This window comes from Sagittula salina, from assembly GCF_017813235.1.
Classification (GTDB): Bacteria; Pseudomonadota; Alphaproteobacteria; order Rhodobacterales; family Rhodobacteraceae; genus Sagittula; species Sagittula salina.
Genome location: NZ_JAGISH010000006.1, coordinates 99,945 through 124,000, shown reverse-complemented (window position 1 = coordinate 124,000; position 24,056 = coordinate 99,945). Strand labels below are relative to the sequence as shown.

General features: G+C 65.0%; 24 protein-coding genes and 2 pseudogenes. 11 read left to right on the top strand and 15 right to left on the bottom strand.

The features are described 5' to 3' along the window. Positions 1 to 7: 7 nt before the first annotated feature. Genes J5474_RS11905 through dsbD form a run of 3 tightly spaced genes read right to left on the bottom strand, consistent with a single transcriptional unit; the run spans position 8 to position 3,356 of the window. On the bottom strand, positions 8 to 733 hold the full coding sequence (locus J5474_RS11905) for a L,D-transpeptidase (protein WP_209361140.1): 726 nt from the start codon (positions 731 to 733) through the stop codon (positions 8 to 10). Continuing rightward, a complete protein-coding gene (locus J5474_RS11900) occupies positions 730 to 1,545 on the bottom strand; it encodes a TlpA disulfide reductase family protein (RefSeq protein ID WP_209361139.1) in 816 nt (271 codons plus the stop codon). The genes J5474_RS11905 and J5474_RS11900 overlap by 4 nt, the downstream gene beginning before the upstream one ends. Next, a complete protein-coding gene (gene dsbD / locus J5474_RS11895; RefSeq protein WP_209361138.1) occupies positions 1,542 to 3,356 on the bottom strand; it encodes a protein-disulfide reductase DsbD in 1,815 nt (604 codons plus the stop codon). Before dsbD ends, J5474_RS11900 begins: the two co-directional genes overlap by 4 nt. 126 nt (positions 3,357 to 3,482) lie before the next feature. Here dsbD and J5474_RS23140 point away from each other — a divergent pair. After that, positions 3,483 to 3,638, top strand: a pseudogene (locus J5474_RS23140) (response regulator); the annotation flags it as partial. 211 nt (positions 3,639 to 3,849) lie between these two features. Further along, positions 3,850 to 4,098 carry a winged helix-turn-helix domain-containing protein gene (locus tag J5474_RS23135; protein WP_342454029.1) on the top strand — a complete coding sequence of 83 codons (249 nt, stop codon included), beginning with the start codon at positions 3,850 to 3,852 and terminating at the stop codon, positions 4,096 to 4,098. Here the strand turns inward: J5474_RS23135 and J5474_RS11885 are convergent. The 7 genes and pseudogenes from J5474_RS11885 to J5474_RS11855 all read right to left on the bottom strand — a co-directional run. Then, positions 4,082 to 4,359: pseudogene (locus tag J5474_RS11885) on the bottom strand (transposase); the annotation flags it as partial. The gene J5474_RS23135 and the pseudogene J5474_RS11885 overlap by 17 nt on opposite strands. 438 nt (positions 4,360 to 4,797) lie before the next feature. Next, positions 4,798 to 5,037: a hypothetical protein gene (locus tag J5474_RS11880; protein ID WP_209361137.1), complete on the bottom strand. Its 240-nt coding sequence runs from the start codon at positions 5,035 to 5,037 to the stop codon at positions 4,798 to 4,800. Positions 5,038 to 5,230: 193 nt separating this feature from the next. Next, positions 5,231 to 6,187: a YihY/virulence factor BrkB family protein gene (locus J5474_RS11875; RefSeq protein ID WP_209361136.1), complete on the bottom strand. Its 957-nt coding sequence runs from the start codon at positions 6,185 to 6,187 to the stop codon at positions 5,231 to 5,233. A gap of 64 nt (positions 6,188 to 6,251) precedes the next feature. Then, positions 6,252 to 7,748, bottom strand: coding sequence for a phospholipase D family protein (locus J5474_RS11870; RefSeq protein WP_209361135.1), 1,497 nt, complete (start codon positions 7,746 to 7,748; stop codon positions 6,252 to 6,254). After that, a complete protein-coding gene (locus tag J5474_RS23130) occupies positions 7,738 to 9,486 on the bottom strand; it encodes a sensor histidine kinase (protein WP_209361134.1) in 1,749 nt (582 codons plus the stop codon). Before J5474_RS23130 ends, J5474_RS11870 begins: the two co-directional genes overlap by 11 nt. 26 nt (positions 9,487 to 9,512) lie before the next feature. Next, a complete protein-coding gene (locus J5474_RS11860) occupies positions 9,513 to 10,076 on the bottom strand; it encodes an RNA polymerase sigma factor (protein WP_209361133.1) in 564 nt (187 codons plus the stop codon). Then, entirely contained in the window at positions 10,069 to 10,212 is a 144-nt protein-coding gene (locus J5474_RS11855; protein ID WP_342454028.1) for a NepR family anti-sigma factor, read from the bottom strand. The genes J5474_RS11860 and J5474_RS11855 overlap by 8 nt, the downstream gene beginning before the upstream one ends. A 126-nt stretch (positions 10,213 to 10,338) precedes the next feature. Here J5474_RS11855 and J5474_RS11850 point away from each other — a divergent pair, with 126 nt between their 5' ends. After that, positions 10,339 to 11,148: a response regulator gene (locus J5474_RS11850; RefSeq protein ID WP_209361131.1), complete on the top strand. Its 810-nt coding sequence runs from the start codon at positions 10,339 to 10,341 to the stop codon at positions 11,146 to 11,148. An 89-nt stretch (positions 11,149 to 11,237) separates the two neighbouring features. On the opposite strand, the gene J5474_RS11845 is transcribed toward J5474_RS11850, so the two are convergent. Continuing rightward, positions 11,238 to 12,404 carry a GAF domain-containing protein gene (locus J5474_RS11845; RefSeq protein ID WP_209361130.1) on the bottom strand — a complete coding sequence of 389 codons (1,167 nt, stop codon included), beginning with the start codon at positions 12,402 to 12,404 and terminating at the stop codon, positions 11,238 to 11,240. Positions 12,405 to 12,735: 331 nt separating this feature from the next. Continuing rightward, positions 12,736 to 12,909, bottom strand: coding sequence for a DUF1328 domain-containing protein (locus J5474_RS11840; protein ID WP_209361129.1), 174 nt, complete (start codon positions 12,907 to 12,909; stop codon positions 12,736 to 12,738). A gap of 210 nt (positions 12,910 to 13,119) precedes the next feature. Between J5474_RS11840 and J5474_RS11835 the strand changes: the two genes are divergently transcribed. From J5474_RS11835 to J5474_RS11800, 8 genes are all read left to right on the top strand, one after another. After that, positions 13,120 to 13,431 carry a DUF883 family protein gene (locus J5474_RS11835; RefSeq protein WP_209361128.1) on the top strand — a complete coding sequence of 104 codons (312 nt, stop codon included), beginning with the start codon at positions 13,120 to 13,122 and terminating at the stop codon, positions 13,429 to 13,431. Positions 13,432 to 13,644: 213 nt separating this feature from the next. Continuing rightward, entirely contained in the window at positions 13,645 to 14,043 is a 399-nt protein-coding gene (locus J5474_RS11830; protein WP_209361127.1) for a phage holin family protein, read from the top strand. Then, positions 14,027 to 14,668, top strand: a complete 642-nt coding sequence (locus J5474_RS11825; protein WP_209361126.1) for a hypothetical protein — start codon at positions 14,027 to 14,029, stop codon at positions 14,666 to 14,668. The genes J5474_RS11830 and J5474_RS11825 overlap by 17 nt, the downstream gene beginning before the upstream one ends. 4 nt (positions 14,669 to 14,672) lie before the next feature. After that, positions 14,673 to 15,713 carry an AI-2E family transporter gene (locus J5474_RS11820; RefSeq protein ID WP_209361125.1) on the top strand — a complete coding sequence of 347 codons (1,041 nt, stop codon included), beginning with the start codon at positions 14,673 to 14,675 and terminating at the stop codon, positions 15,711 to 15,713. 116 nt (positions 15,714 to 15,829) lie between these two features. Beyond that, a complete protein-coding gene (locus J5474_RS11815) occupies positions 15,830 to 16,804 on the top strand; it encodes an amidoligase family protein (protein ID WP_209361124.1) in 975 nt (324 codons plus the stop codon). Next, positions 16,801 to 17,523 (top strand): gamma-glutamyl-gamma-aminobutyrate hydrolase family protein, encoded by a 723-nt coding sequence (locus tag J5474_RS11810; RefSeq protein ID WP_209361123.1) that lies wholly within the window; start codon positions 16,801 to 16,803, stop codon positions 17,521 to 17,523. Before J5474_RS11815 ends, J5474_RS11810 begins: the two co-directional genes overlap by 4 nt. 78 nt (positions 17,524 to 17,601) lie before the next feature. Continuing rightward, complete coding sequence (gene rlmN, locus J5474_RS11805; protein ID WP_209361122.1) at positions 17,602 to 18,786, top strand: dual-specificity RNA methyltransferase RlmN; 1,185 nt, start codon at positions 17,602 to 17,604, stop codon at positions 18,784 to 18,786. A gap of 273 nt (positions 18,787 to 19,059) precedes the next feature. Then, the gene (locus J5474_RS11800; protein ID WP_209361121.1) at positions 19,060 to 21,567 is read left to right on the top strand and encodes a heavy metal translocating P-type ATPase; all 2,508 of its coding nucleotides are present in this window, start codon (positions 19,060 to 19,062) and stop codon (positions 21,565 to 21,567) included. Positions 21,568 to 21,989: 422 nt separating this feature from the next. Here J5474_RS11800 and J5474_RS11795 read toward each other — a convergent pair whose 3' ends face one another. From J5474_RS11795 to J5474_RS11785, 3 genes are read right to left on the bottom strand one after another with little or no spacing between them, the layout of a single operon-like run. Then, a complete protein-coding gene (locus J5474_RS11795; RefSeq protein ID WP_209361120.1) occupies positions 21,990 to 22,601 on the bottom strand; it encodes a 2-dehydro-3-deoxy-6-phosphogalactonate aldolase in 612 nt (203 codons plus the stop codon). Next, positions 22,598 to 23,503: a 2-dehydro-3-deoxygalactonokinase gene (locus tag J5474_RS11790; RefSeq protein WP_209361119.1), complete on the bottom strand. Its 906-nt coding sequence runs from the start codon at positions 23,501 to 23,503 to the stop codon at positions 22,598 to 22,600. The genes J5474_RS11795 and J5474_RS11790 overlap by 4 nt, the downstream gene beginning before the upstream one ends. A 7-nt stretch (positions 23,504 to 23,510) precedes the next feature. Then, positions 23,511 to 24,020, bottom strand: coding sequence for an invasion associated locus B family protein (locus J5474_RS11785; protein WP_209361310.1), 510 nt, complete (start codon positions 24,018 to 24,020; stop codon positions 23,511 to 23,513). Positions 24,021 to 24,056: the final 36 nt, after the last annotated feature.

The following is a 24,056-nucleotide window of genomic DNA, read 5'->3' as shown; positions in this document are numbered from 1 at the left end:
GTATCTCCTATTGCGTTTGGTTGCTCGTGGTGGTGCGGCCCGCAGGCGTCGTGCCCTTGCCGCTTTCGCTCTCGCTCAGCACGACCACCCGGGCGCCGTCCTTGACGCGTTCGTGCAGGTCGAGGATGTCCTGATTGAATAGGCGGATGCAGCCGGATGAGACGGCCTTGCCGATCGAGAATGGGTTGTTGGTGCCGTGGATGCGGTAGAGCCTGTCCCGCCCGCCCTTGAAGAGATAAAGCGCGCGGGCCCCCAGGGGGTTGTCGAGCCCGCCCTCCATTCCGTTGCGCACCGGGCCGTAAAGTTCGGGGTCGCGGCGCAGCATGTTCTGCGTCGGCGTCCAGCGGGGCCATTCCCGCTTGAAGGGGATCACCCCCTCCCCGGAGAAGCCGCGCCCCTGTTCGCCCACGGCGACGCCATAACGCAGGGCGCGGTCGTTCTCGAGCACGAGGTAGAGGAAACGCGCATAGGGGTCGACGATGATGGTGCCGGGTGGTTCATCGGTCCAATAGTCGACCACCTGTCGGCGGTTGCGTTCGCTCAACGCCGCCTCGGGGATCGCGGCAATGGTGCGGCCCGCGTCCTGCACGGCACCGTAAAGCGGGTCCGTCCCTGCGGGTGCGGGAGCCACCGGTGCGGCGGTCTTTTGCACAGCATCGACGGGCGGCGTCGCGCAGGCCGCCAGGAGTGCGACCCCCGCAAGCGCCCCGATTGCCATCGGTTTCAAAGTCATTCTGGTTCCTGAAGTGCTTGCATGCGATTGATAAGCTCGGCGCGTGAAATTTCGCCGGTATGCGCGGCGGCGAGATTTCCTTCGGCGTCGAAAAACAGCGTGCTGGGGAGGCCGAGCAGACCGAAGTGCTCCATCAGAAGTTGCGTTTGATCCAGCACCACATGCTCGCCACTCAACGCCTCCTGATCGAGGTAGCGGCCCACGGCGGCGGCCGTTTCACCCTGATTGGCAAAGCGCAGCACCACATCGTCCTGCGCTTCGGCCAGTTCCATCATCATCGGCATCTCGCGCCGGCAGGGCGGGCACCAGCTTGCCCAGAGGTTCACGACCACCGGACGTTCCCCGGTCTCGGCCAACCTGACCGGGGCACCGCCGAGGTCCGTGAGGGCGACCTGGGGCAGGCTGCCCTGCGCTTCTGTCGGGAAGATCCATCCCGCGGCCGTGTGGGCTGAAAAGGCCATGACCACCGCAAGGGCCAGCGGACGCAGCATCTCGGGGCGTTTTAGAAGCGCGGCAAGTCCCACGAGCCCCACGCCCACAAACCCGGCAATCGGCTCGAAGCCGCCCTGCCAAACCGCCAGTGCCGACAGCGGGTCGACGGCGAAAACCGCGCGGTTGACCAAGACTGAGCCGAGGCGCGCCGCGACGATCCATGACACCAGCAGCAGCCACCCCCAGCGGTGCAGGGCGCCGGCCAGCGCAGGTCTGCGCCGGCCACCCAGTTCCAGCACGATCAGGACGGCAGCAAGCGCGATCACCGCGTGCAGACGGTCGTTCGCAAATACCAGTGGACCGATGGAAGTCGCGTTCATTGCACCGCCCTCGCCGAAGCCATGACGTCGGCAGGGCCGGGTTCGCCGATAAGCCGCGTGTCTTCCCGCTCACGCCCCTCGGCATCGAGGAAGACCATCGTCGGCGGGCCGACCGAGCGCAGGTGGTCAAGCAGGCCTTGGCTCTCCGAGTCGAACTTGGTGAGGTCGGCGGCAATCACCTGCATCTCCGAAAGCGCTGCCTGCACCCCGGCATCCGGCCAGACGTGGCGTTCGATGGCGCGACAGCTGACGCACCAATCTGCGGTGAAATAGATCAGCGCCGGCCGATCCGATTGCGCCAGTGCAGCCTCAAGCTCCGGCACCGAGCGGATCGTGGTGAAGTCGATAGCTTTTTCGCTGACTGCGGTCTGCATCTCGCCGCGCAGTCCCGCGAGCGGCCGCAGCGGATCGTCTCCTCCGCTGGCGGCCCCGACGCCCATGAGGGCGCCGGCGAGAAGGGCTGCGATTCCAGCGGCCTGACGCAGCCGCTGGACTGGCGCGGCCCCGGCTTCCGGCCGGTCAAGCGCGCCAAGGAACACGCCGGTCAGCACCAGCACCCCGGCCCAGATCGCCAATCCGGCGGCGGGGGGCACCACCCGTCCCGCCAGCCATGCAGCCATGACAAGAAACACGAAACCAAAGAGGCGATTCACCACCTGCATCCAACGTCCGGCGCGCGGCAGGGCACGGCTGCCGAAGGCGCCGAGCAGCAGAAGCGGCACGCCTTGGCCGAGACCGAGAGAAAACAAGGCAGCAGCCCCGAGCGCGGTATCGCCGGTCTGGGCGATATAGAGCAGCGCCCCGGCCAGCGGTGCGGTCACACAGGGCCCCATGATCAGGGCCGAGGTGAAGCCAAGCCCGGCAGCCCCGGCAAATGTGCCCCGGCGCCCGCTGCCCGCAGTCGCCATACGGTCGTTCCAGGCTTGCGGGAAGCGCAACTCGAACAGACCGAACATCGACAACGCCAATGCGGCAAAGAGCAGGGCCACCCCCCCGACGGCCAAAGGCGATTGTAGGACGATCTGGAGATTTTGCCCCGACCATGCAGCCGCCACCCCCAGAAGCGCGAGCGCCGAGGACATGGCAAGCACGTAGGTCGCGCTGAGCGCGAGCCCGCGTCGGGCGGTAAGGCTCTCCCCCTGACCCGCAAGAAGCCCGCCGAGGATCGGGATCATTGGCAGAACACAGGGGGTAAAGGCCAGCAGCAGTCCGAATCCGAAGAAGCCCAGCAACAAAAGGCGCAAACCGCCGCGCTGCACCAAACCCTCGACCAGACCGGCGTCCTCAGCCAGCGTGATACCGCCCCCCGGCGTGAAAGCCGGCGATCCTGTCTCCTTGGGGCCATCAGGTGCAGCCACCGGCAGCGCAGGCAGGCTGTCGGTGATTGGCGGGTAGCAGATGCCGTCCTCCTGACAGCCTTGGTAGGTGACGCTCAGCGGATCGGATACGGGGCCGATGCGCGCCTCTGCCTGGTCGTAATACACCTCTACCGCGCCAAAGGTCGGGTCCTCCTTTTGAGTGCCGGGGTCGCTTTCGAGCGGGACGGGCGCCCTCGTGTCCGTCTCGACGGCGAGGTAATCGCGGTATAGGTAATAGCCGTCGGCGATCTCCCAACGCAGCAGGCGGCTGCCGTCGGGTTGGGGGGTTACTGAAAGGGCGAATGCCTCGCGCGGATCAAGCGGAGCGCCTGAGGAAAACAGACCGTCCTGTGCGGCCACCGGCCCGGTGAGGCCTGCGACGATCAAGAAGGTCCGGAGCGCGGTGCAAAGGAACGCGAAGGGGCGGAGAGATTCGGAGCGAAGTGTTGTCATGCGGCGCTCCTCGGCCTCGAACCTTAACGCTGGCTTAATGTTGACGGCCGAAACCGCCCGCAGTCAGAAGGCGCCGGGAATGCGGATATTGATTGTGGAAGACGATGCATCATTGGCTGACGGGTTATGCACCGGCCTCCAGTTGCACGGTTCGTCCCTGAACTGGTGGGAACCTGTGCGGATGCGCAGGAGGCGTGGGAGCAGAACGACTTTTCCGCAGTGGTACTCGACATCATGCTGCCAGATGGCACCGGCATAGAGATCCTCCGGTCCATGCGCACCAGAGGCATTCGGACTCCCGTGCTGCTGTTGACGGCTCTCGATCAGATGGGCGACCGGATCGCCCGGGTTAGACGCCGGGGCCGACGACTATCTTGCGAAGCCTTTCGACCTTGGCGAACTCGGGGCGCGGTTGCGGGCCATCACCCCACGGGCAAAAGGTGCAGCGAGCGGCACGACCTGTTGGAACGGGTTGGAGTTCGATCCCGCACGCATGACCGGTCGCATCCGCGACGGAGAGGTGCGGTTTTCCCGCAGGGAGTTTGCGATCCTGCAGGTGCTATTGGAACGCCCCGGGGTCATCGTTCCCAAGGACCGGCTCGGAGAGCGGCTCTACGGCTGGCAGGACGGCGTCGAAGGCAATACCGTCGAGGTGCATGTTCACAAGCTCCGCGAAAAGCTGGGTGCGGATTTTTTCGAGACCGTCCGCGGCGTAAGGTCAGGACTCATAGCCGGGAGATGACCGTGGCGGCGAGAGCGATAGCCGAGAGGAAGACCGTCGGGCACCGGTCGTATCGCGTGGCCACCCACCGCCAGTCCCAGAGACTGCCGAACATGATCTCGATCACTGCCCGGCAGTGCATTGCCAAGCCATGTCACGAAAGGGGCGGTTGCGCTGTTTTTAGCGGCGCTTGTCATACTTCACCGGCGTCTTCCGCTGCTTCCGGCCCGGGATGCAGGCGCGTATCCCCTTGTCTTTCAAGGTTTTCCGGAAACAGTCGGCGGCGAGTGTCCGGAGATCGTGCAGTCGCACCTCAATGGCATTCTTGACCATTCTCTGGGCCACCGGCTCGCATAAAGTGTATTTGAGAGCGACAGCCAGTTGCAGCCCCGGAGTTCTTCGAAACGTCGCTGTGCATGCCGCCGCGGCCGACCACCAAGAAGGTGCTCGTCGAGCACAGCGCCGGTTTCGGGTCAAAGCTCGCCAGCCTCCTTCCAGTGCGCGGTCTTCCCTTGGCGTCGGTGGTCACGGTCCGGCGGCCGCTCTGCTTGGATAGGCCGTCCGGGCCTGATCCAGCATCTCGATGATCTGTCCGTTCCAGTCCGCCGACTATGGCGCGGGACACATAAAAACGCCGACCGCGCGTAGCGATCGGCGTTGTCACCGAGGTTGCCGGCCCGAGGTAAAGAAACCGGCGACCCCTGTTCGTTAGACCCTGGCTCAGTCGTTCTGAGCTGTCTTTTCCGGCGGCGTGACTTCCACTTTGGGAACTTCCACGGTCACCTCTTCTTCGACGACATCCACGTCGCCAACGTCAGCATCGAACTCGGGCATCTGCCCGCCTTCGACATTGACTTCGGGCATACGCGCCTCTTGGGTCTGATCGACGTCGATCATGTAGATACCGAAACCGATGGCGATAACGGCGATAATTGCGGCAATGACTGCACCAATTTTCATTTTTATTCCCTCCTGATTTCAAGGGGTTAACTTTGCCAACCCGGTTTGGTTCCCACGGTTTTCAGATTTTTGTGATCTGGCTTCGGTGGCACTGCGGGACGGGTCGGTTTCATGTTTGTCGGGCATGCGGTTCAGGCACACCGTTCGCGCGCTCAACGCCGCGATTTCGGATTCGGTTCCCGCGATATGTAGGTCAGTTGTGCGGTTCTCCGCGAAGGGCGCCGAGCGTGTCGGCCTTCACCGCGCCGCGTCGGCCCATGGGGCGGTCGGGGCCCACGGTGGTTTCGTGACGGGTCTGCGCCTCCATCTCTGCATCGACCGTGGCGCCAAACAGGAGGATAAAGGCCGACAGCCACAGCCAGTAGAGCAGGATGATGACACCGCCCAGAGTGCCGAAGGTTTCGTTATAGCTGCCGAAGGACTGCACGTATTTCGAAAAGGCTATGCTGCCGGTGACCCAGAGCGCACATGCCAAACCCGCGCCGGGTGTCAGCCAGCGCCATTTCGCCCGCCTGCGTGACGGGCCAAATCGGTAGAGCATGGCAATGCCGAAAACGCCGACAAGGAACAGAACGGGCCAGCGTATGAAGAGCACAAGCTCTGTAAACTGAGGGTTCCTGGAAACATAGGCGGCAATCGCGGGCATGGCCGCCACCACGCCGACCGTGACCAGAATGCCGATGATCAGGCATAGGGTCATCGCGAGGTTCATCAGCTTCAGCACGATCAGGCTACGCCGCTCCCTTTCTCCATTGATGACATTGAGCCCGACGATGAGGTTCTCCACCGCCTTTGATGCCGACCACAGCGCCAGACCGATGGCAAAGACGGCCGCCCAGCCCAGCGAATTGTTGGAGGCGGAGACCACGCCATTCAGCTGACCCATGAGGATTTCCGCTGCCGCCGAGGGCAGAACCTGAGACACAGCCACCGAGGTGTCGATCAAATAGGACGGGTCCGTCACCATCCCGGCCAGCGCGACCGCGGCGGTGATCGCCGGAAACAGCGACAACAACCCATAGAAGGCGATGCCCGCCGCCAGCAGGCTCAGGTTGTCCTCCACAACCGTTCGATAGACCCGGGCAGCCACGTCGAGCCATCCTTTGCGCGGGATTTTGGTCGGGGTGCGGGCGGTGCGGCCTCGGCTCATGTCGGGCTCCGGTGTGGGGATCGCTGGCCTGGATCATAGCGCCAGACGCGCGCGGTACCACCGGTCAGACCACGTCCTCCGTCACACCGGGCAGCGGTTGCTCGAAACCTGTGGCCATTTCGCTGTCATAGGGCACAAGAAAGCCGCTGCGATTCTCCGGAAGCCGCACGCCGTTGCGCCGGATTTCCGCGTCCCACCAGCCTTGCAACGTCTGAGGGGCACGCGCCTCCTCAGGCAGGGGATCAAACCACCAGTGGGCAAACAGCTTTTCGCGAAGGCGGGCGACGCGGTCGCGCGTTTTCAGTTCTACCGCCACCTCCGTATCCCAGCGCAGCGAGCGGCCGTTCAGGTTCGCGGACCCCACGAGCCCGAAGTCGTCGTCCTTTACAAGAACCTTGTTGTGAACGTAGACGATCGGCGATCCGGCCAGCACAGCGGTGGTGTCGCGCGCCGCAAGAACCGGGCGCACCGGGGCGGAAAAACTGACGCGATCGCCAAAGGCCTCCGTCAGCGTGTCGACCGCCTCACGTTGGAGCGCCAGTCCGTATCCGGCATCCAGCCCGTCGTTGTCCTCGAAGGCCACGTCCTCAGGCAGGGCGGGCAGTACGAAAAACGCGGTCAGGTTCTGGTTCTTCACTCCCGCTTCGGCCAGTGTGTCGGCGATCACGCCGGAGCGCAGGAACTGCGTTTCCGCATAGATCAGGTGGCGCGCGCTACGGAAGGCGTTCAGATGGGCCTCCTCGATTTCGTGCAGAAGGGTGCGCGGCGACAGGAATGGCATCTGAAACCGGCGCGGGCAGGACAGTGTACGTCTGATCCCGGGCAGTGCGCCGGGCACCGCATTGCCGCCGCACAGATTTTCGAAGCACAACAGATGCGCGCGGGCGTCCTTTGCTTCCGGTCCGCGCAGGATCACCTGCACGTCGGACCAGCTCTGTTCCGCGGGCAGTTCGTGACGGCGAGTGTCGTAGCGCCGTTCGTTCAGGTCCAGACCGCCGACATACAGCACCTCTCCGTCGATCACGGCCAGTTTCTGGTGGTGGGTGACGGTGTGGATTTCCGGTACGCTCGCTTCGTCCAGCCCGACGGCCTGACGCCGGCGGCGGATGCCGCGCACTTCTTTCATGCGACGCAGCTTCTTGTGGATCATCGCGGGCAGGAAGGCGAGGTAGGGCAAGGTGCCGGGCTGAGCCGGGTGCAGCGTGGCGCGCACCTGCAGTTGCTCTGGCCCGGCGCCGGTGACTTCGGCCAGTGCGGCGCCTTGCCGGACGGTCCGCCAGGACATTTCATGCAGGGGCGTAGCGATCACAGGGTCGAAGTCGGAGACAACCAGCGTCACCTTCACTCCGCGCCGCAGGGCATCCGCCAGCAGGTCAAACCAGTCCTCGCCCACCGCCAGCCCCTCCACAGAGCGCAGCCGGGTCGAAAGATCGAAGATCCGGAAGCCCGCGACGATTTCCTCCCGGGCGGCCAGAACCGCGCGCTCGAACGCGGGCCATGCTTCCTCCGCCGTGATCAGCACGTCGAAGTCGGGGACAGGTTGGGTGGTATCACGCGGCATTGTCGATCCGCCGCTGCGGGGAAAAGTCGCGGCGGGGGAAGGTGATGTGCAGCGCATACAGCCGTTCGTCCTTGGTATGCGTCACACGACCGTCCAACTGCCGTATGAAGGCCGTCATCAGACGGTTCCCAAGCCCGTCACCACCTTCCAGTTCCGCATCGGGTGCTGCATTTGGCTGCGAATCCGGTACGTGGTTTTCGATGTCCAGCGAGTTTTCCACCTGCAGCTCGACATCGCCGTTTTCGACTTCCAGCAAGCGGATCGTGATCTGTCGCACGCCGTCCTCGGTCGTACCCACGTATTTATAGGCATTGGTCAGCGCCTCCGTCACCAGCATCGACAGCGGAACCGCCTGATCCGGGAATAGCGCCACGCTGGCGATTTCGGAATCCAGCACAACGGACCCATCCTGCGAGAGTGTGCTGACGTCCTCGACAACGGTGCGGATCAGATCGCCGGAGTCGACCGTCGTCAGATCCGGCGTGGTGTAGAGCGTGCGGTGCAGCATCGCCAGCCCGCGGACGCGGCGCTGAAGGCCGGCCAGCATGTGCCGCGCCTCTGCCGAGCGGGCGGACCGCGCCTGCATGTTCATGATGGATGCGATCAGTTGCAGGTTGTTTTTCACACGGTGGTGCACTTCTTTCAGCAGCACCTCCTTGTCGCGCAAGTCCTTTTCCTGGCGGGCCTCCGCCTCTGTCAGGATCAGCGCCATGCGATTGAAGGCGCGCTGCGCCTCTTCCAGTTCCTCCGGCGGATCGTCGAGCGCGAGATGCGAATGCTTGCGCTCCCCCAGCGCGAATTGGCGCATGGCGGAACGCAACTCCCGGACGTGGCGCACGACCAGCCGTTGCAGGCCCAGAAAGGCCACGCCGATCCCCGCCAGCCACATCAGCGCCGGGAATATCACCGCCAGTCGCGCGCGCGGACCTTCGCCACTGGCATCGGCGGCAGAGACCGGCCAGCTGCCGACCAGTACCATGACATCGTCGATCATCGGTGCCACGGCAAAGAAACGCTCCTCGCCATTTCCGGCCACGCCGCGAAAGGTCTGGCCCACGCGGGTCAGCAGCTTGGTCGTGGGAATGTCGCGCGGCAGGAAACCCGGCGCGCCCTCAAGGCCGCTGGTGGACGCCACCACGTCGCCGTCGATGTTCACCGAAGCGAGCTTCAGTTGAGTCGAGGGCAGAGGATTCTCCATAAGGGCGTTCGCCACGGAGTGCGGGATGGAAATAGACACCACCCCCAAAATCTCAGCTCCGCTGCGCACGGGATGAGAGGCTGTAATGACAGATTGTTGGGTAACGGGACCGCTTGGGTGCATCCTGACCGCCGGGCCGGCCCGTTCGAGCGAGTCGCGCAGCAGCTGCGATCCGGCAAAGTTGCGCACCTGCCCGTTCGACGAACAGTCCATTCGTCCGTCCGCCGCGATAAAGCCGGCAAAGATGAACAACTGCTGGTCACCGATGAAATTCGCAAGGATGTTCTTGCAGGCTGCATTCGGTACGCGTGCGACGGCAGAGGACAGACCCTGAGCCGCGCCCAGGGCCTGCTGTATCAGCTCTCGCTCACCGCTGGCCGCAGCCACCGTTTCCGACAGCAATGCCGCCTTCGACAGGTCCTGCGCCTCGTCCACCACGACATGCGTCTGGTACACGGAGATCAGGCCCAGAGGCAGCATTGCCAAGGACATCAGAAACGCGATGCGCGCGCCGAGGTTTTTCTTCAGGACCCTGAACACGTTCAAAGCTCTTCTATCGTTATGAATCACATGGCGTGGCGCTGCGCCGATACGATCCCTGTCGTTACCCGGTCCGTCAGTTCCAGATTCTCGTCGTCCCCAAGGCCCATGAGTTCGGCCAGACGTGCCCGTGCACGGTTGACCCGGCTCTTTACGGTGCCCACGGCGACGCCGCAGGTTTCTGCCGCCTCCTCGTAGGAGAACCCTTCCGCACCAACCAGAACCAGCGCTTCGCGCTGCTCGTCCGACAGCAACGCGAATGCTGCGTTGAAGTCTCGCATCTGAAGCCGGCCGTCGTGATCGGGCTTCTGCGCCAGGTTGGACGAGAACGTTCCGTCAGGATCGCCCACCTCGCGCCGCGCTTTTCTGTGGTGCGAGTAGTACGTGTTCCTGAGAATGGTGAACAACCACGCCCGCAGATTGGTTCCCTTTTCGAATGTCCCGATTTTCGTCCAGGCCTTCACCAGTGCATCCTGCACCATGTCGTCGGCCAGGGCGGAGTTGCCAGTCAGCGACATGGCAAAGGCGCGCATCGCGCCCAGATGATCCACAAGCTGGTCACGGGGCTCGCGCGTGTCGATTTCAGGCATTATCGCTATCCTTGGCGGGCTTGCCGCCTTCTGCTGCCTTGAGTTGCGCCAGCAGTTGGGTGAACCGATCCGGCACATCCTGCTGTGTGACGTCCCCGTAGGCGCGCTTCAGGTTTTCGTCGATTTCCTGTTGCACCCTTGATGTCTTCCGATCTGAGTTCATGTTGGAGCGTACGCTTTTTTTCTGTCGATGGCGGGAACATAACGCCGCCTCCCGTGTTTGGTTCCCAGGGAATGCAAAAAAAATGATGGAACACGGACGATGAGCACATCTGAGTCAACCGACCTTACCAGCCTGATCGGCAGCAATCTGCCCTTCCTGCGTCGCTATGCCCGCGCATTGACCGGGTCACAGGACAAGGGGGATAATTACGCCGCCGCCACGCTGGAGGCGATTCTGAGCGATATCAGTAGCTTCGATCGGTCCCTTTCGCCCAAAGTCGCGCTGTTCAAGGTATTCCAGATGATCTGGAGTTCCACCGGCGGCGCGCTTGCCGGAGACGGCGACGGGCTTGCGGCGAAGGCGCAGAAGCACCTCGCCCGGCTAACCCGGGACACGCGCGAGGCACTGCTGCTGCACACGATCGAGGAGATGTCTTTCGCGGAAGTGGGGGCCGTGCTCGACACCACCGAAGACGAGGCCCGGGCGCTGGTCGACATCGCTTACGCCGAAATGGCCAAGTCGGTTTCCGGCAAGGTCATGATCATCGAGGACGAGGCGATCATCGCCATGGACCTCGAAAGCATTGTCGGCGAGATGGGCCACCAGGTCACCGGCATCGCCAAGACCGAGGGTGAGGCACTCTCGCTCTACAAGACGGAAACCCCGGATCTTATTCTGTCGGATATCCAGTTGGCAGATCTGTCATCGGGCATTGACGCGGTGAACAAGATCCTCGGCGAGAGCGCGGACATCCCGGTGATCTTCATCACCGCCTTCCCCGAACGCCTGCTGACCGGCGAAAGCCCGGAGCCTGCGTTCCTCATCGCGAAGCCCTACACAGAGGAGCAGGTACGCTCTGCCGTCAGCCAGGCGATGTTCTTCTCATCGACCGAAACACTGCGGGCCTGATACCGGGTCTTTTCCGTAATCAACGAAGGGCCCCATGCGGGGCCCTTTTTCGTGTGTGGGGCGTCAGGCGATAAATCGGGGGCGCTTGATCAGAGTACCAGCCGCGCCAACGGCAGCCGCATCCGGTGGCGGTAGCTGTCTTCCGCGGCCTCCGTGGTCAGTGCACCTTCCAGTTGCCCTTCGAGAGAGATCGTCAGCAGGCGGGAGCCGAAGCCGGTGCCGCGCACCTCCGTCTCGCCCCACGAATGGCCGGTTTCGACCCAATCCAGCATCAGGTCGCCATCCTTGGTCCACCAGCGGATATCCAGCCGCCCGTCCGAAACCGACAGTGCGCCGTATTTTGCGGAATTCGTCGCGATCTCGTGGATAGCCAGCGTCATGTAGACCACTGATTTGGGGCCGATGTTGACCTTGTCGCCACTCAGCGTAAGGCGGCCCCCGCTTTTGTAGGGCAGCAGCAGCTTTTCCAGCAGGTCGCGCAGTTCCGCGTGAATGCCGAGATGCCGCTGCGCATCCACCACGGGCACGATCATCTGGTGCGCCGCACTCAGGGCTTCCAACCGGCGGGCGATGCTGTCGGCCAGCGCTTCTGCACTTGAGGCGGAGCGGCGGTCGATACGCACCATGCCGTTGATCAGAGAAAACAGGTTGCGAATGCGGTGATTCATTTCCTGCAGAACAATCTCGCGCTCGTTCACCGTGTGCCGCAGGGCGAGCTCCGCTTCCAGCATTGCGACGAGATCGTTCAGCGCGTCGAGGTCCTGTTGGGTCCACGTTCGCGGCGAGTCGTCGATGACGCAGAAGGATCCCAGAACCTCGCCGGTGGGAGCCCGGACCGGCACGCCGAGATAAGCGACCACATTGAGATCGTGCACCGCGCCGTTGTCCGCCAACAGCGGGTCTTCGCGCGCGTCGTTCACCATCAGCGGTTCGCCGGTGCTGGCGACATACTGACAGAAGGAATGCGTGAGCGGCGTTCCGCGTGCCTCCGAAGCCGGCCCACATAGCCCGGTCTGCGCCTTGAAAAACTGTCGTTCCGTGTCGACGTAGGACACGAGGCTGACCGGGGCCTGCAGGATGCGCCCGGCCAGACGCACGCTGCGTTCATGCGCGGGATCGGTGGTGTCCTCCATGACGCCCAGCATCTCCAGCGCGTTCAGACGCGCGGGATCGGCCAGTTTCTCGGCGTGGCCCTCGGCGCGCACATCCGTATCCGCAGGGTCGGGTTTGACACTTTCGATGTGCACGCGGTTCATGGAGGACTCGTCACCTTTCGATTTCTGGTACGTGTAATAACGCGACGGGTGCCATGGTACACCCCAAACCGTCATGGGGCCAAATCAACTTGCCCTGAGCAGACCTCAGGACTGCCCCGTCGCTGCCTCCGGCTCCGAACTGCATCGCGCGCTCTTGGGTTCGCCGCGCTTCTGGGCATCACCGCCGCTATAACGCCATTATACGGAATGCGAAATGGCCCGGGGCGGGGTCCGCTCCGGGCCTTTGACAAGCGTGGATATTCTAATGTCCGGCTCGTTCATTATTGGTGGTCTGGTTCCGATGATCAGTCCGTGTGCGGGCGGGGCCGTGTCAGGTCGGAGACCGGCCACGCAGGGCACGGGCCACCATGGCCACGACAAAGAGCACGAGGAAAAGCACGAACAGGATTTGTGCGATGCCGGCCGAAGCCGAAGCGATGCCGCCAAAGCCAAAGACGCCGGCGATGATGGCGACAACAAGGAAGACAAGAGCCCAGTACAGCATTGAATTCTCCTTGGTCTTTTTGGGGTCCGTCTGGGACCGTTTGCGGTGTGACCGGCGTTTCGATCACTCTGCCGGCTCAACCCGCAAAAGGGCGATTGGTTCCGCGGATCGAATCCCGCCTGATCGAATCCGGCCTGCGCGTTCGGGATTTCCACTAGACGCGGGAACCAAATGCGATTGGGCGTGTTCATCTCGGAAAGGAGATCCATCATGAGTGCTTCCAAGAACCCGCTGCGCAACGGCTCCGACGGCATCGACCGCGCCACCGCCCATGCCCGCGACGCGGTGAACTCCGCGCGCGACTCAATCGAGGAGGGCTATTCCGAGGCCCGCGATCACGCCGAGCAGGCCTTTGCCGCCGCGCAGGAATCCGGTCGCGCCGCCTACGATGAGGGCGCGATGATGGTGCGCGAGGCCCATGGACAGCTTGAGTCCGCCGTGCGGCGCAATCCCACCGCGACGTTGCTGGGTGCCGTCGGCGTGGGTCTGCTGATCGGCCTCGCTATGAAGGCGCGGCGCTGACGCCCTCCCCCCCTGCGGGACCGGGTCTGGCCCTGTCCCGCATGGCGGGCTCCAGCAATTCGCCCGCGACCGGCCTGTTCCGACTAGCCTATGCCACTGGCCGCCAGGGGCTGGCCGACGTGACCTGAGCCACGCCGAGACCTGAACCACACCGAGGCTGCGGGACGCAGATCCTGCGCCCGACCACCCGGCAGACCGACGGACACCTCTCATATGATCCCTCCCAATGGCCTCCCCGCCTCCATCGCCCTGCTCGTGCAGGAGTTGCGTGGCCTTCTGCGCGTTGAACTTGCGCTGGCCCGTGCAGAGATCGAGGACGGCGCGCGCGGCATGGCCATCGGCGTCGCACTGATCGCGCTGGCCGGGATGCTGGGCTTCATCGGGCTTGTCGTCCTGGCCGGAGCCGTCGTTCTGGCGCTGCACGGTTACGGGTTTTCGTGGCTGCACGCCGCGTTCATCACCGGCGGAGCGGCCCTGTTGATCGCGGCGCTGGCCGCGTACGTCGGCATCCGAAGGGTCAAACCGCAGAACCTCGTGCCGAAACGCGCCATGGCCAACCTGCGCGCCGACGTTCACGCAGCCGCGGAGGCGCCGCATGTCCCGCCGTACTAAACGCACCGCTGAACTGGAGGCACAAGCCGCCGCCCACCGCGCCGCCCTCGCGCAGGCGATTTCGGGTTTGACGCAATCGACCCGGCCAACTGCGGTGTTGGGTACAGACCTTGCCCAGACCGCCATGAAGACCGCGCTGAAGACGGCAAGGGCGAACCCTCTGGCCACCGTTCTCGTAGGTGCCGGACTGGCGATGATCTTCGCCAAGTCGTCGAGATCGAAGCCTCCGCAGCCGCAGGCCGCTGCCGCACCCTCTGAACCGCAAAGCGCCGAAGCCATGAGGCTGTCCCTGCACGAAGGTCTGTCCCACCTGCCGCCCGAGGCCCGCAAGCGCGTGATCCGCAAGCGTATCGAGGCTCTCGAGGCGCAGGAGGAAGTGGAAAAACGCCCCACCACCCCGCTTGCTGTGGCAAGGGAGAACAAACTGACGCTCCTGTTTGCCGCTGCGGCGCTGGGTTTCGCCGCCCGACAGCTCTGGCCGAAGAAGGCCCTGAAGGCGCAGGAAACCCGCGATCAGCGTCTGCGCGCCGCCGATAACCAGCTTTCTGTGGAGGAAGCGCGCCTCCAGCCCTTCCCCAGCGGGCCCAAACCTACCCACCGCTACGACAACCAGGACAGGATCTGACCAAATGTGGGGCCTCACGCCACGCGATGCCCGGTATGCCGCCCGCGCCCTTATGGTGATGGCGCTGATTGCCGGGGTTGCCGCTCTCAAACTCGCCGCCACGCTGGCCGCACCGGTGCTGCTGGGCCTCGTTGTGGGCGTCGTTCTCGCCCCGGTGGTGAACCGCCTCCGCCGGATCGGCGTGCCGCGCGCGCTCAGTGCCTCCCTGGCGCTGATCCTCGCCATTGTGGTCCTGATCCTGTTGGTCTCCGCCCTTGGCCCGGTGTTGTCCGGCTTGATGGAAGAAATCCCCAAGATCCAACGGGAAATCCGCTCATGGCTCGATGATATCGTAAGCCTGGTACGCGGTGCGGAGTCGCTGGGCCGTGAAATCGAGGAATCCATTGCCCAAGGATCTGACGAGGCAGTAAAGGCTGCTGTGCCGACCCTGATGGATGCGCTCTGGATGGCGCCCAACTTCATGGCGCAATCCATGATCTTTCTTGGCACGCTCTTCTTCTTTGTGCTGACCGGAGAGGAGATCTACGCCCACCTTCCGGCCCGCGAAACCGCGCTGAAAGCCGCCGATCGTGCGGTTTCACACTATTTCATCACCGTGACGTCGATCAACGCGGGGTTGGGACTTGCCGTCTTTGGCGTTATGACGCTGCTCGATCTGCCGAACGCGATGCTTTGGGGGGGCGCTGCCTTCATCCTGAACTTCGTGCTCTACCTCGGGCCGGTGGTGATGATGGCCTCGCTGCTGGTGGCGGGCTTCGTGAACTTTCACGGCGGCATGGTACTGGTCCCGATGGCCGTCTATCTCGGCCTCAACATGATCGAGGCGCAGTTCGTGACGCCCTCGCTGGTGGGCCAGCGCCTGCACCTGAACCCGCTTCTCGTCTTCCTGTCGATCCTCTTTGGTCTGTGGCTTTGGGGGCCGGTGGGCGGCGTGGTTTCCCTGCCGGCCATGGTCTGGCTCTTGGTTTTCTCCGGTCACCGCACGGAGGCCGATATCGGAATGGAGCCATCGGCGCAGGCAGAACCCTTTGCCGAGAGCGCGTGACCCGGGACAGGAACCGTGAAGCCGGGCGCGCGTTGGCCCTGAGCCCCCGGTTCAGACCAGCGCACCTCTGGCGCAAGACCCGCCGCAAAAACCCGTGAGCCCGTGAGACTGTAACCATGCCCCAAATCTACCCGGACCTGCCATGCCCCGAAACGGACGCGGGCGATCCCCGCCGCACGGGGGTGGAGATCGAATTCGCCGGGATGGACGAGACCCGCGCGGCTGAGGTGGTGGCCGAGGTGCTCGGCGGCACGGCCCACGACGAAGATACCCACGAGCTGATCGTCGAAGGCTCCGAACTGGGCGATATCGGCGTCGAACTCGACACCGTCCTGCGCAAGAAAAAGGATATTCCCTTTCTCGAGGCGGGTCTGAGCCTCGCCACCGGCCTGGTTCCCGTAGAGATCATCACCCCGCCCTTGACCCGTGCGGGTGTTGCCTCGCTTGATCGCCTTGTGCAGGCGCTGCGCGACGCGGGTGCCACCGGCACCAGCGATGGCGTGCTGCTCGGCTTCGGTGTGCACCTCAACCCCGAAGTCGTCGCCCCCGACCATCCCCACACGCTGGCGACGATCCTCGCCTTCGGGCTGCTGGAGCCTTGGCTGCGGCGCGAGGCCGACCTGGACATGACGCGCCGTCTGATGCCCTACGTCAACCCGTGGCCGACAGCGTTTGTTACGGGGATGGTGACGGAACGGCCCGATACCCTTGCGGACTTGATGGGTATCATGGCGCCTCACGTCCAAAGCCGCAATCACGGGCTCGACCTCTTTCCGCTCTTCGCCCACGCGCATCCGGACCTGTACAAGGATCGCTTTCCGCGCCCGGACAAGACTTCCGCCCGCCCGACTTTTCACTTTAGGATGCCCGATTGCCGCATCGACGAACCGGGCTGGTCGCTGGCGCGTGCCTGGGGGTTCTGGGCGTTGGTGGAACGCGTGGCTTTCAATGCCCCGTTGCTCAACGCGCTGCGTGCCGAATGGCTCGACCATGCGCATAACGCGCCGGGGGCGGAACGCCGCTGGTGCGCCAAGGTCAAGCGCCTGCTGGACCACCACGACGAGGCGCTGATCAGCGAGGCTGCGGAATGACCCGGCCGGTGATCGGCGTCACCACCTCTCGACGTTCCGGCTGGCGCATCTTTCCACTGGTGAACCTGAACCTCTGGCTGACCGGGGGACGCGGCATGCGCTGGGGCGCCGGGCGGCCGCACGACCTCGATGCCGTGGATGGTGTCATCATCGGTGGCGGCGACGATATCGGACCGGAGCTGTACGGTGGTACTATCGGCGTCTCCGCCCGGCTCGACCCGGATCGAGACGCCTTCGAGCGCTGCATCGCCGAAGAGGCCATCAGCCGCAATATCCCCGTACTGGGCATCTGCCGCGGCGCACAAATGCTGAACGTGGCGCTGGGCGGCACGCTGGATCAGGACGCATGGGCCACTTTCGCCCCCGCGCGGAAGATCACGACCATCCTGCCCAAGCGCGACATTTGCGTGGCGGAGGACACGCTGCTGGCCCGCCTCGCCGGGCACGCACCGATGAAGGTCAACGCGCTGCACACTCAGGCGGTGGACCGGCTGGGGCAGGGGCTGCGCATCTCCGCCCGGGATACCGCGGGCATGGTGCAGGCGATCGAGCGCTCCTCCGACCCCTTCGCGCTGGGCGTCCAGTGGCACCCTGAACACCTGTTCTACGCGCACCGCCAGCGCGCGATTTTCCGCGCGCTCGTCTCTGCCGCCCGCGCCCGCGCCGAACGCCGCGACCAGACGTCCCGCGCCTTTGCCGAGGCGAAGCCACTGAACTGAGCCAAATGCGCGCGGCTCTATGGAATTCGCCGCCGAATCCTGTATATAAGGCGCTTCTTCTCCCAGAGGATGGCTTTCATGACCGACGCTCCGATCACCCAGGACGTGTTGACGATCCCGCGTAAACTGCCCGTAGACGGCCGGACGAACATCGTCGGCCTGACCCGCGACGCCCTGCACGTCGCGCTGATCGATATGGGCACGCCTGAAAAGCAGGCGAAGATGCGCGTCAATCAGGTGTGGCAGTGGCTCTACTTCTGGGGCGTGCGCGACTTCTCCCTGATGACCAACCTGGCCAAGGATTACCGCGCCAAACTCGCCGACCATTTCGACATCGCCCTGCCGGAGATCGTTTCGAAACAGGTCTCCGCTGACGGCACGCGCAAATACCTCGTGCGCATCGCGGGCGGGCACGAAGTGGAAACCGTCTACATCCCGGAGGAGGATCGCGGCACGCTCTGCGTTTCTTCCCAGGTGGGCTGTACGCTGACCTGCTCCTTCTGCCACACCGGCACGCAGCGCCTGGTACGCAACCTGACAGCGGGCGAAATCGTCGGGCAGATCATGCTGGTGCGTGACGATCTTGGCGAATGGCCGGAGGCGGGGGTGGGCACCGGCGAACAGGGCCCGCGCCTGCTGTCCAACATCGTGCTCATGGGTATGGGGGAACCGCTCTACAACTTCGACAATGTGCGCGACGCGATGAAGATCGCCATGGACGGCGAGGGCATCGCCCTGTCGCGCCGCCGCATCACGCTGTCGACCTCCGGTGTCGTGCCGGAGATCGCCAGATGCGCCGAGGAAATCGGCTGCCTCATGGCGGTCTCCTTCCACGCCACTACCGACGAGGTCCGCGACAAGCTGGTGCCGATCAACAAGCGCTGGAACATTGCCACGCTGCTCGATGCCCTGCGCGAATATCCGCGCCTGTCGAACTCCGAGCGGATCACCTTTGAATACGTCATGCTGAAAGATGTGAACGACAGTGACGCCGACGCGCGCCGCCTGGTCAAACTCATCGCGGGCATCCCGGCAAAGATCAACCTGATCCCCTTCAACGAATGGCCCGGTTCGCCCTACCAGCGCTCCGACTGGGACCGGATCGAGAAATTTGCCGACATCATCTACAAAGCCGGCTACGCCTCCCCGATCCGCACGCCCCGCGGCGAAGACATCATGGCCGCCTGCGGTCAGCTGAAATCCGCAACAGAACGCCAGCGCAAATCCCGCGCCCAGATTGCCGCGGAAACCGGCACCGCCTGATCGCCCATACTGGTTGCGGGCGACCAGCCCGCGCTCGGACGTCACCCTTTCTGTCCGCGCTTTGCACGGATCGCCGTGCCTGCGCGGACCGGAGCCTCCGCCTGGAGGTCCATGAACCACGAAGAAGCATAACGACCATGCCCCTTGCTTCTTTGGTTCTCAAATACCGCGGGGGTCTGGGGGCGGCGCCCCCAGCCGTCGGGTATTTCCACGGTCAACCCTTGACCCTCCAGCGACTGGAAGCCCTATCTCCAGCGGAACAGGAGGCTGATCATGACCGATCTGAGATTCGAAGTAACCGGACTGAACTGCGGCGCCTGCGCGGGGCGGGCGCAGCGCGCGCTCGAGGCTGCCGATGGCGTGACAGCGGCCTCGGTCAACCTCGCGACCCGCACGGCCCAGGTTTCCACACAGGTCTCCGGCGGCACCGCCGGGACGTTGCAGCAGGCGCTGAGGACCGCCGGCTACCCCGCCGCAGAGGCCCGCACCCGGCTGGATATCGAAGGCATGTCCTGCGCCTCCTGCGCGGGTCGCGTCGAGCGCGCGCTGCTCTCGGTGCCCGGGGTGCTCTCCGCCTCCGTCAACCTTGCCTCCAACACCGCCGAGGTGCAGAGCCTCGCCGGCAGCACCGACCCGCGCGATCTGGCGCAGAAGGTCGCGGATGCCGGATACAAGGCCACACCCATAGACGATGACGCCCCCGCCCGCGATCCCCACGCCGAGGAACAGGCCCGCCTGAAACGCGACCTGATCCTTGCGGGCGCGCTGACGCTGCCGGTCTTTCTGGGCGAGATGGGCGGCCACCTGTTTCCGCCGCTGCACCACTGGCTGACCATGACCCTTGGCCAGACGACATGGTGGGCACTCCAGTTTGTCCTGACGACGCTTGTCCTCGCGGGACCCGGCCACCGCTTTTATCGCATCGGCCTGCCGCTGCTGTTCAAGGGCACGCCGGACATGAACTCCCTCGTGGCGCTGGGCACCTTCGCGGCCTGGGCCTATTCCACCATGGCGCTCTTCCTGCCCGCGCTCTTGCCCGACACTGCCGTGGCCGTTTATTTCGAGGCCGCCGCCGTCATCGTCACCCTGATCCTGCTCGGCCGCTTCCTCGAGGCGCGCGCCAAGGGCCGGACCGGCGCCGCCATCCGCCACCTCGTCGGCCTGCGCCCGGACACGGCACAGGTGCGGCGCGGCGAAGGCTTCGTGGAAACCCCTCTGCGTGAGGTTCAGCCTGGCGATATCCTCATGGCCCGCCCCGGCGAACGCATAGCCGTCGATGGCATCCTTGTGACCGGGCGCTCCTTCGTGGATGAATCCATGCTGACCGGTGAAGCCGCCCCGGTCGAAAAGACCGGCGGCGCGGCCCTCACTGCGGGCACCGTCAACGGCAACGGTACGCTGACCTACCGGGCAGAGGCCGTCGGCCGAGATACTGTTCTGGCCCGCATCATCGCCATGGTCGAACAGGCGCAGAGCGCAAAGCTTCCGATCCAGGCGCTGGCCGACCGGGTGGTGCTTTACTTCGTCCCCGCTGTGCTGGCCGTCGCGGCGCTGACCACACTGGTCTGGCTCGTTTTCGGCCCCGGCCTGACCTTCGCACTCGTCGCGGGTGTCTCTGTGCTCATCATCGCCTGCCCTTGCGCCATGGGACTGGCCACGCCGGTCTCCATCATGGTCGGCACCGGACGCGCAGCCGAGATGGGCGTGCTTTTCCGCAAGGGGGAGGCGCTGCAACGGCTGGACGCGGTGCGCCTCGTCGCCTTCGACAAGACCGGCACCCTGACGGAGGGCCGCCCGGAGCTGACCCGTACCCATGTCCTGCCCGGTTTCACCGAGAACGAGGTGCTGCGCCTCGTCGCCGCCGCCGAGCGCGGCTCGGAACATCCCATAGCGCAGGCCGTTCTGCGCGCTGCCCCCGATGCGCCGCAACCCACGAGCGTCGAGGCCCTCCCCGGTCACGGGCTTTCGGCCAAGGTAGACGGGCGCCGCGTGCTGGTAGGAGCGCCCCGGTTGATGGCCCGCGAAGGCATCAGTACCGCCCCTCTGACCGAGGCGCTCGGGAGCATCGCAAGAGAGGCACAGACCCCGGTCCTGATCGCCGTGGACGGCGTGATCGCGGGCGTTCTGGCAGTGGCCGACCGGCTGAAGCCCGACGCCCGCGCAGCCATCTCGGCGCTTCATGCGCGGGGCATCCGCACAGCCATGATCTCCGGCGATGCCCGCCCTGTGGCGGAGGCCATCGCCCGCGAGCTGGGTATTGACCACGTAACCGCCGAAGTCCTCCCCGACGGCAAGCTCGCCGCGCTCCGCGCGTTGCAAAAGGACCACGGCCTCACCGCCTTCGTCGGCGACGGCATCAACGACGCTCCCGCGCTGGCGGCGGCGGACGTCGGACTCGCTATCGGCACCGGCACCGACGTCGCCATCCAATCCGCCGATGTGGTGATGAGCGCAGGCCGCGTCGCCGGCGTCGTCACGGCGCTGCACGTCAGTCGCGCCACCCTGCGCAACATCCGGCAGAACCTGTTCTGGGCCTTTGGCTACAACGTGGTGCTGATCCCGGTGGCAGCTGGCGCGCTCTACCCGCTGACCGGCACGATGCTGTCGCCCATGCTGGCTGCCGGGGCCATGGCGCTGTCGTCTGTTTTCGTCCTGACGAACGCGCTGCGGTTGAAGCGCCTCGGTCCCGGCCTGCCACCGGATCAGGGCGGCCCGCACCCCGGCACGCCAGCTCGCGCGCCTTCCGGCCCCAAGGCGTCAGGCAATACGCAGCCCGTATAAGGTGGGTCTCGGCGCGCTCTCTCGCTCGGTCAGCGGCCCGCCGGGCAGTTAATGAGCAGAGCCTCCGGCGTCATCATGCGCTCCGGCCGCTCCCGCGTGAATGTCCATCGCGCCATGGCAGCCTTTGCCGCTGCGACCGCGCGATGCCTCGCCAGCGCCTTTCTTCCGCTCCGTCCCCGATGGGCCGAAGTCACCTCGCGAAAGCCACGTCTGATCCTCCTGCCGCCGCCGCAGGGGGGCATCGGAGAAGAATCGCCCGACGCCTCCCCGAGACCATGGCGAAAGCCACCCAGCATCAGGCCGCACCGCCCCTCCTCGGCTTGCCCGAATAAAAATTCTGGCATGCGCCAGCATGCCGAGGGTTCTCATCTCTTTGTTTTTTCCAAGACCCGGTCCGCCGGGTGAGGGTAGGGGTGCCGTACTCAGCGGCTCAGCGCATCGTATTGCGCCACCACGTCACGCGCTTTCTCCGCAACGTCTGCGGCGGACATGCCCGGCTTGAACAGCGATGATCCCAGGCCAAAGCCCGCGATCCCGGCTGCCCACCACTCCGCCATGTTCGACACATCGACGCCGCCGACAGCGTAGCACTTCACGTCCGCGGGCAGCACGGCCCGTAGCGCGCCGTAGCCATCGGTTCCCAGCTTTGACGCGGGAAAGAACTTCAACCCGTCCGCGCCGTTGCGCAGCGCGGTAAAGGCCTCCGTGGCGGTAAAGACGCCGGGGTAGGACAGCATCTCCGCCGCCTTCGTGGCACGGATGACTTCGGGGTTGCAATCGGGCGAGACCACCATGCCCGCGCCGATGGCCTTCAGACGCGCCACATCCTCCGCCGTCAACACCGTGCCAGCGCCGATAACGGCGCGGTCCCCGGCAAGTGCCACCATCGCGGCAATGCTCTCGAACGGGCGCGGCGAATTCAGAGGCACCTCGATCCGGGTGATGCCCGCCCCAATCAGCGCCTCCGCGACGCCTTCGGCCGTCTCGGCCGTCAGTCCACGCAGGATGGCGATGATTTCGCGTGTATGGGTCATGTCTTCTCCCTCGCGGCGATCAGCCCCGCCAGCGTCATGTCGTCGACCGGAACGCAACGCACCTGTGCGCCTTGCGCCACCAACGCGTCGCGGTAGGCCCCGGCCATGCCGTCCTCCCCAAGGATGACGATCTCCTGACCCAGCCAATAGGGCCGTGCCCCGGCCAGTTCCACCCCGATCAGCAGGCCCGACAGCCGCGCCTTTGCCGCACCGGGAGACAACCCCTCCAGCAGCGTCGCGGCGCGCAGACCGAACAGATCCGCCGCAAGCGTCGCGGGCCGCGCCATGGCATCGCCCACGGCATCACCAAACGCAGCATCGTCCCAGCCTTCGCCCATGGAGAACCGCAGCACCGACTGCTTCGACAGCAGCGCAAACAACTCTCCGGTCATGAAAGTGCGGAAGGATACGACCTCCTGCGCGCTCACATGCGCCCATTTGGTATGCGTGCCGGGCAGGCAGATCACCCCGTCAAAGCCGGGCGTGCCGCGCAGGAAACCGCCAATCTGCGTTTCCTCGCCGCGCATCACATCGGCGGGCTGCGTCTGGCTCAGTCCGGGAAGGATCGTGACGGCAAGGCGCGGATCAACGGTTTCCACCGGGACGCCTGTTACCGGCGGGGTGCAGGGCACCGCTGCATAGGGCGCCTCCCGCCAGCCCTGACGCGCGCCGGCCATGCCGCAGACCAGCACGGGCAGTCTGTTTTCGATTCCCGCCAGCCAGTCGCCCAGCAGAGAGACCAGCGTGGCTTCGAATGTGTCGGGGGAAAGCTGTCCCATGCCCCGGTCGCTTTGCAACCGGGTCAGGGGTGTGCCACCGCGCATGGGCCAGACCCGCAGGTGCGAGGTGCCCCAGTCGACGGCGATCCAGTCCGGCCTTGCGCCGGGGTCCTGCGCTGTCATTTCGGCGTCAGTTGCAGCGCTTCTCGGCGTCCTCGACCGCTGCGGTAAACCCGAGCAGAGAGAACGTGTCCTTCGTCGTCGTGCCGCGCGCCGAAACCGCGGTCAGCACGGCGGACGAGCCGCGCTTCATCGCGGTGGTCAGCTTCTGGTCGTCCTGCGGCGTGGCGGGCCATGCCCATTCGCCCTCGGTGTACAGCTCGAATTCCGCGTCATCGACCTTCACATTGACGGTAGAACCGGGCGCAAAGGGATAGCCGCCAGTGAACGCCACCTGACCCTTCACTTCCTGGTCAGGGCGGAAGAAGACCATCAGAAGGATCTCGCCCCGTGTCACGGCCACGACGCGGCCGTCCTTGCTGTTCACGCTTTCCTTGTAGGTGGTGACCGCCCAGCATTCTCGGGGGCTCTTGCCCTCGAAAACCGACCAGTCGGTCATCGCGTCGACACGGTTCGTGCTGCTTTCCTGTGCCAGCGCCCCGGTCACGGCGAAAGAAGACGCCGCGGCGGTCCCCAGCATCAGAACGGCCGCAACCATCCGACCAAAATGAGATTT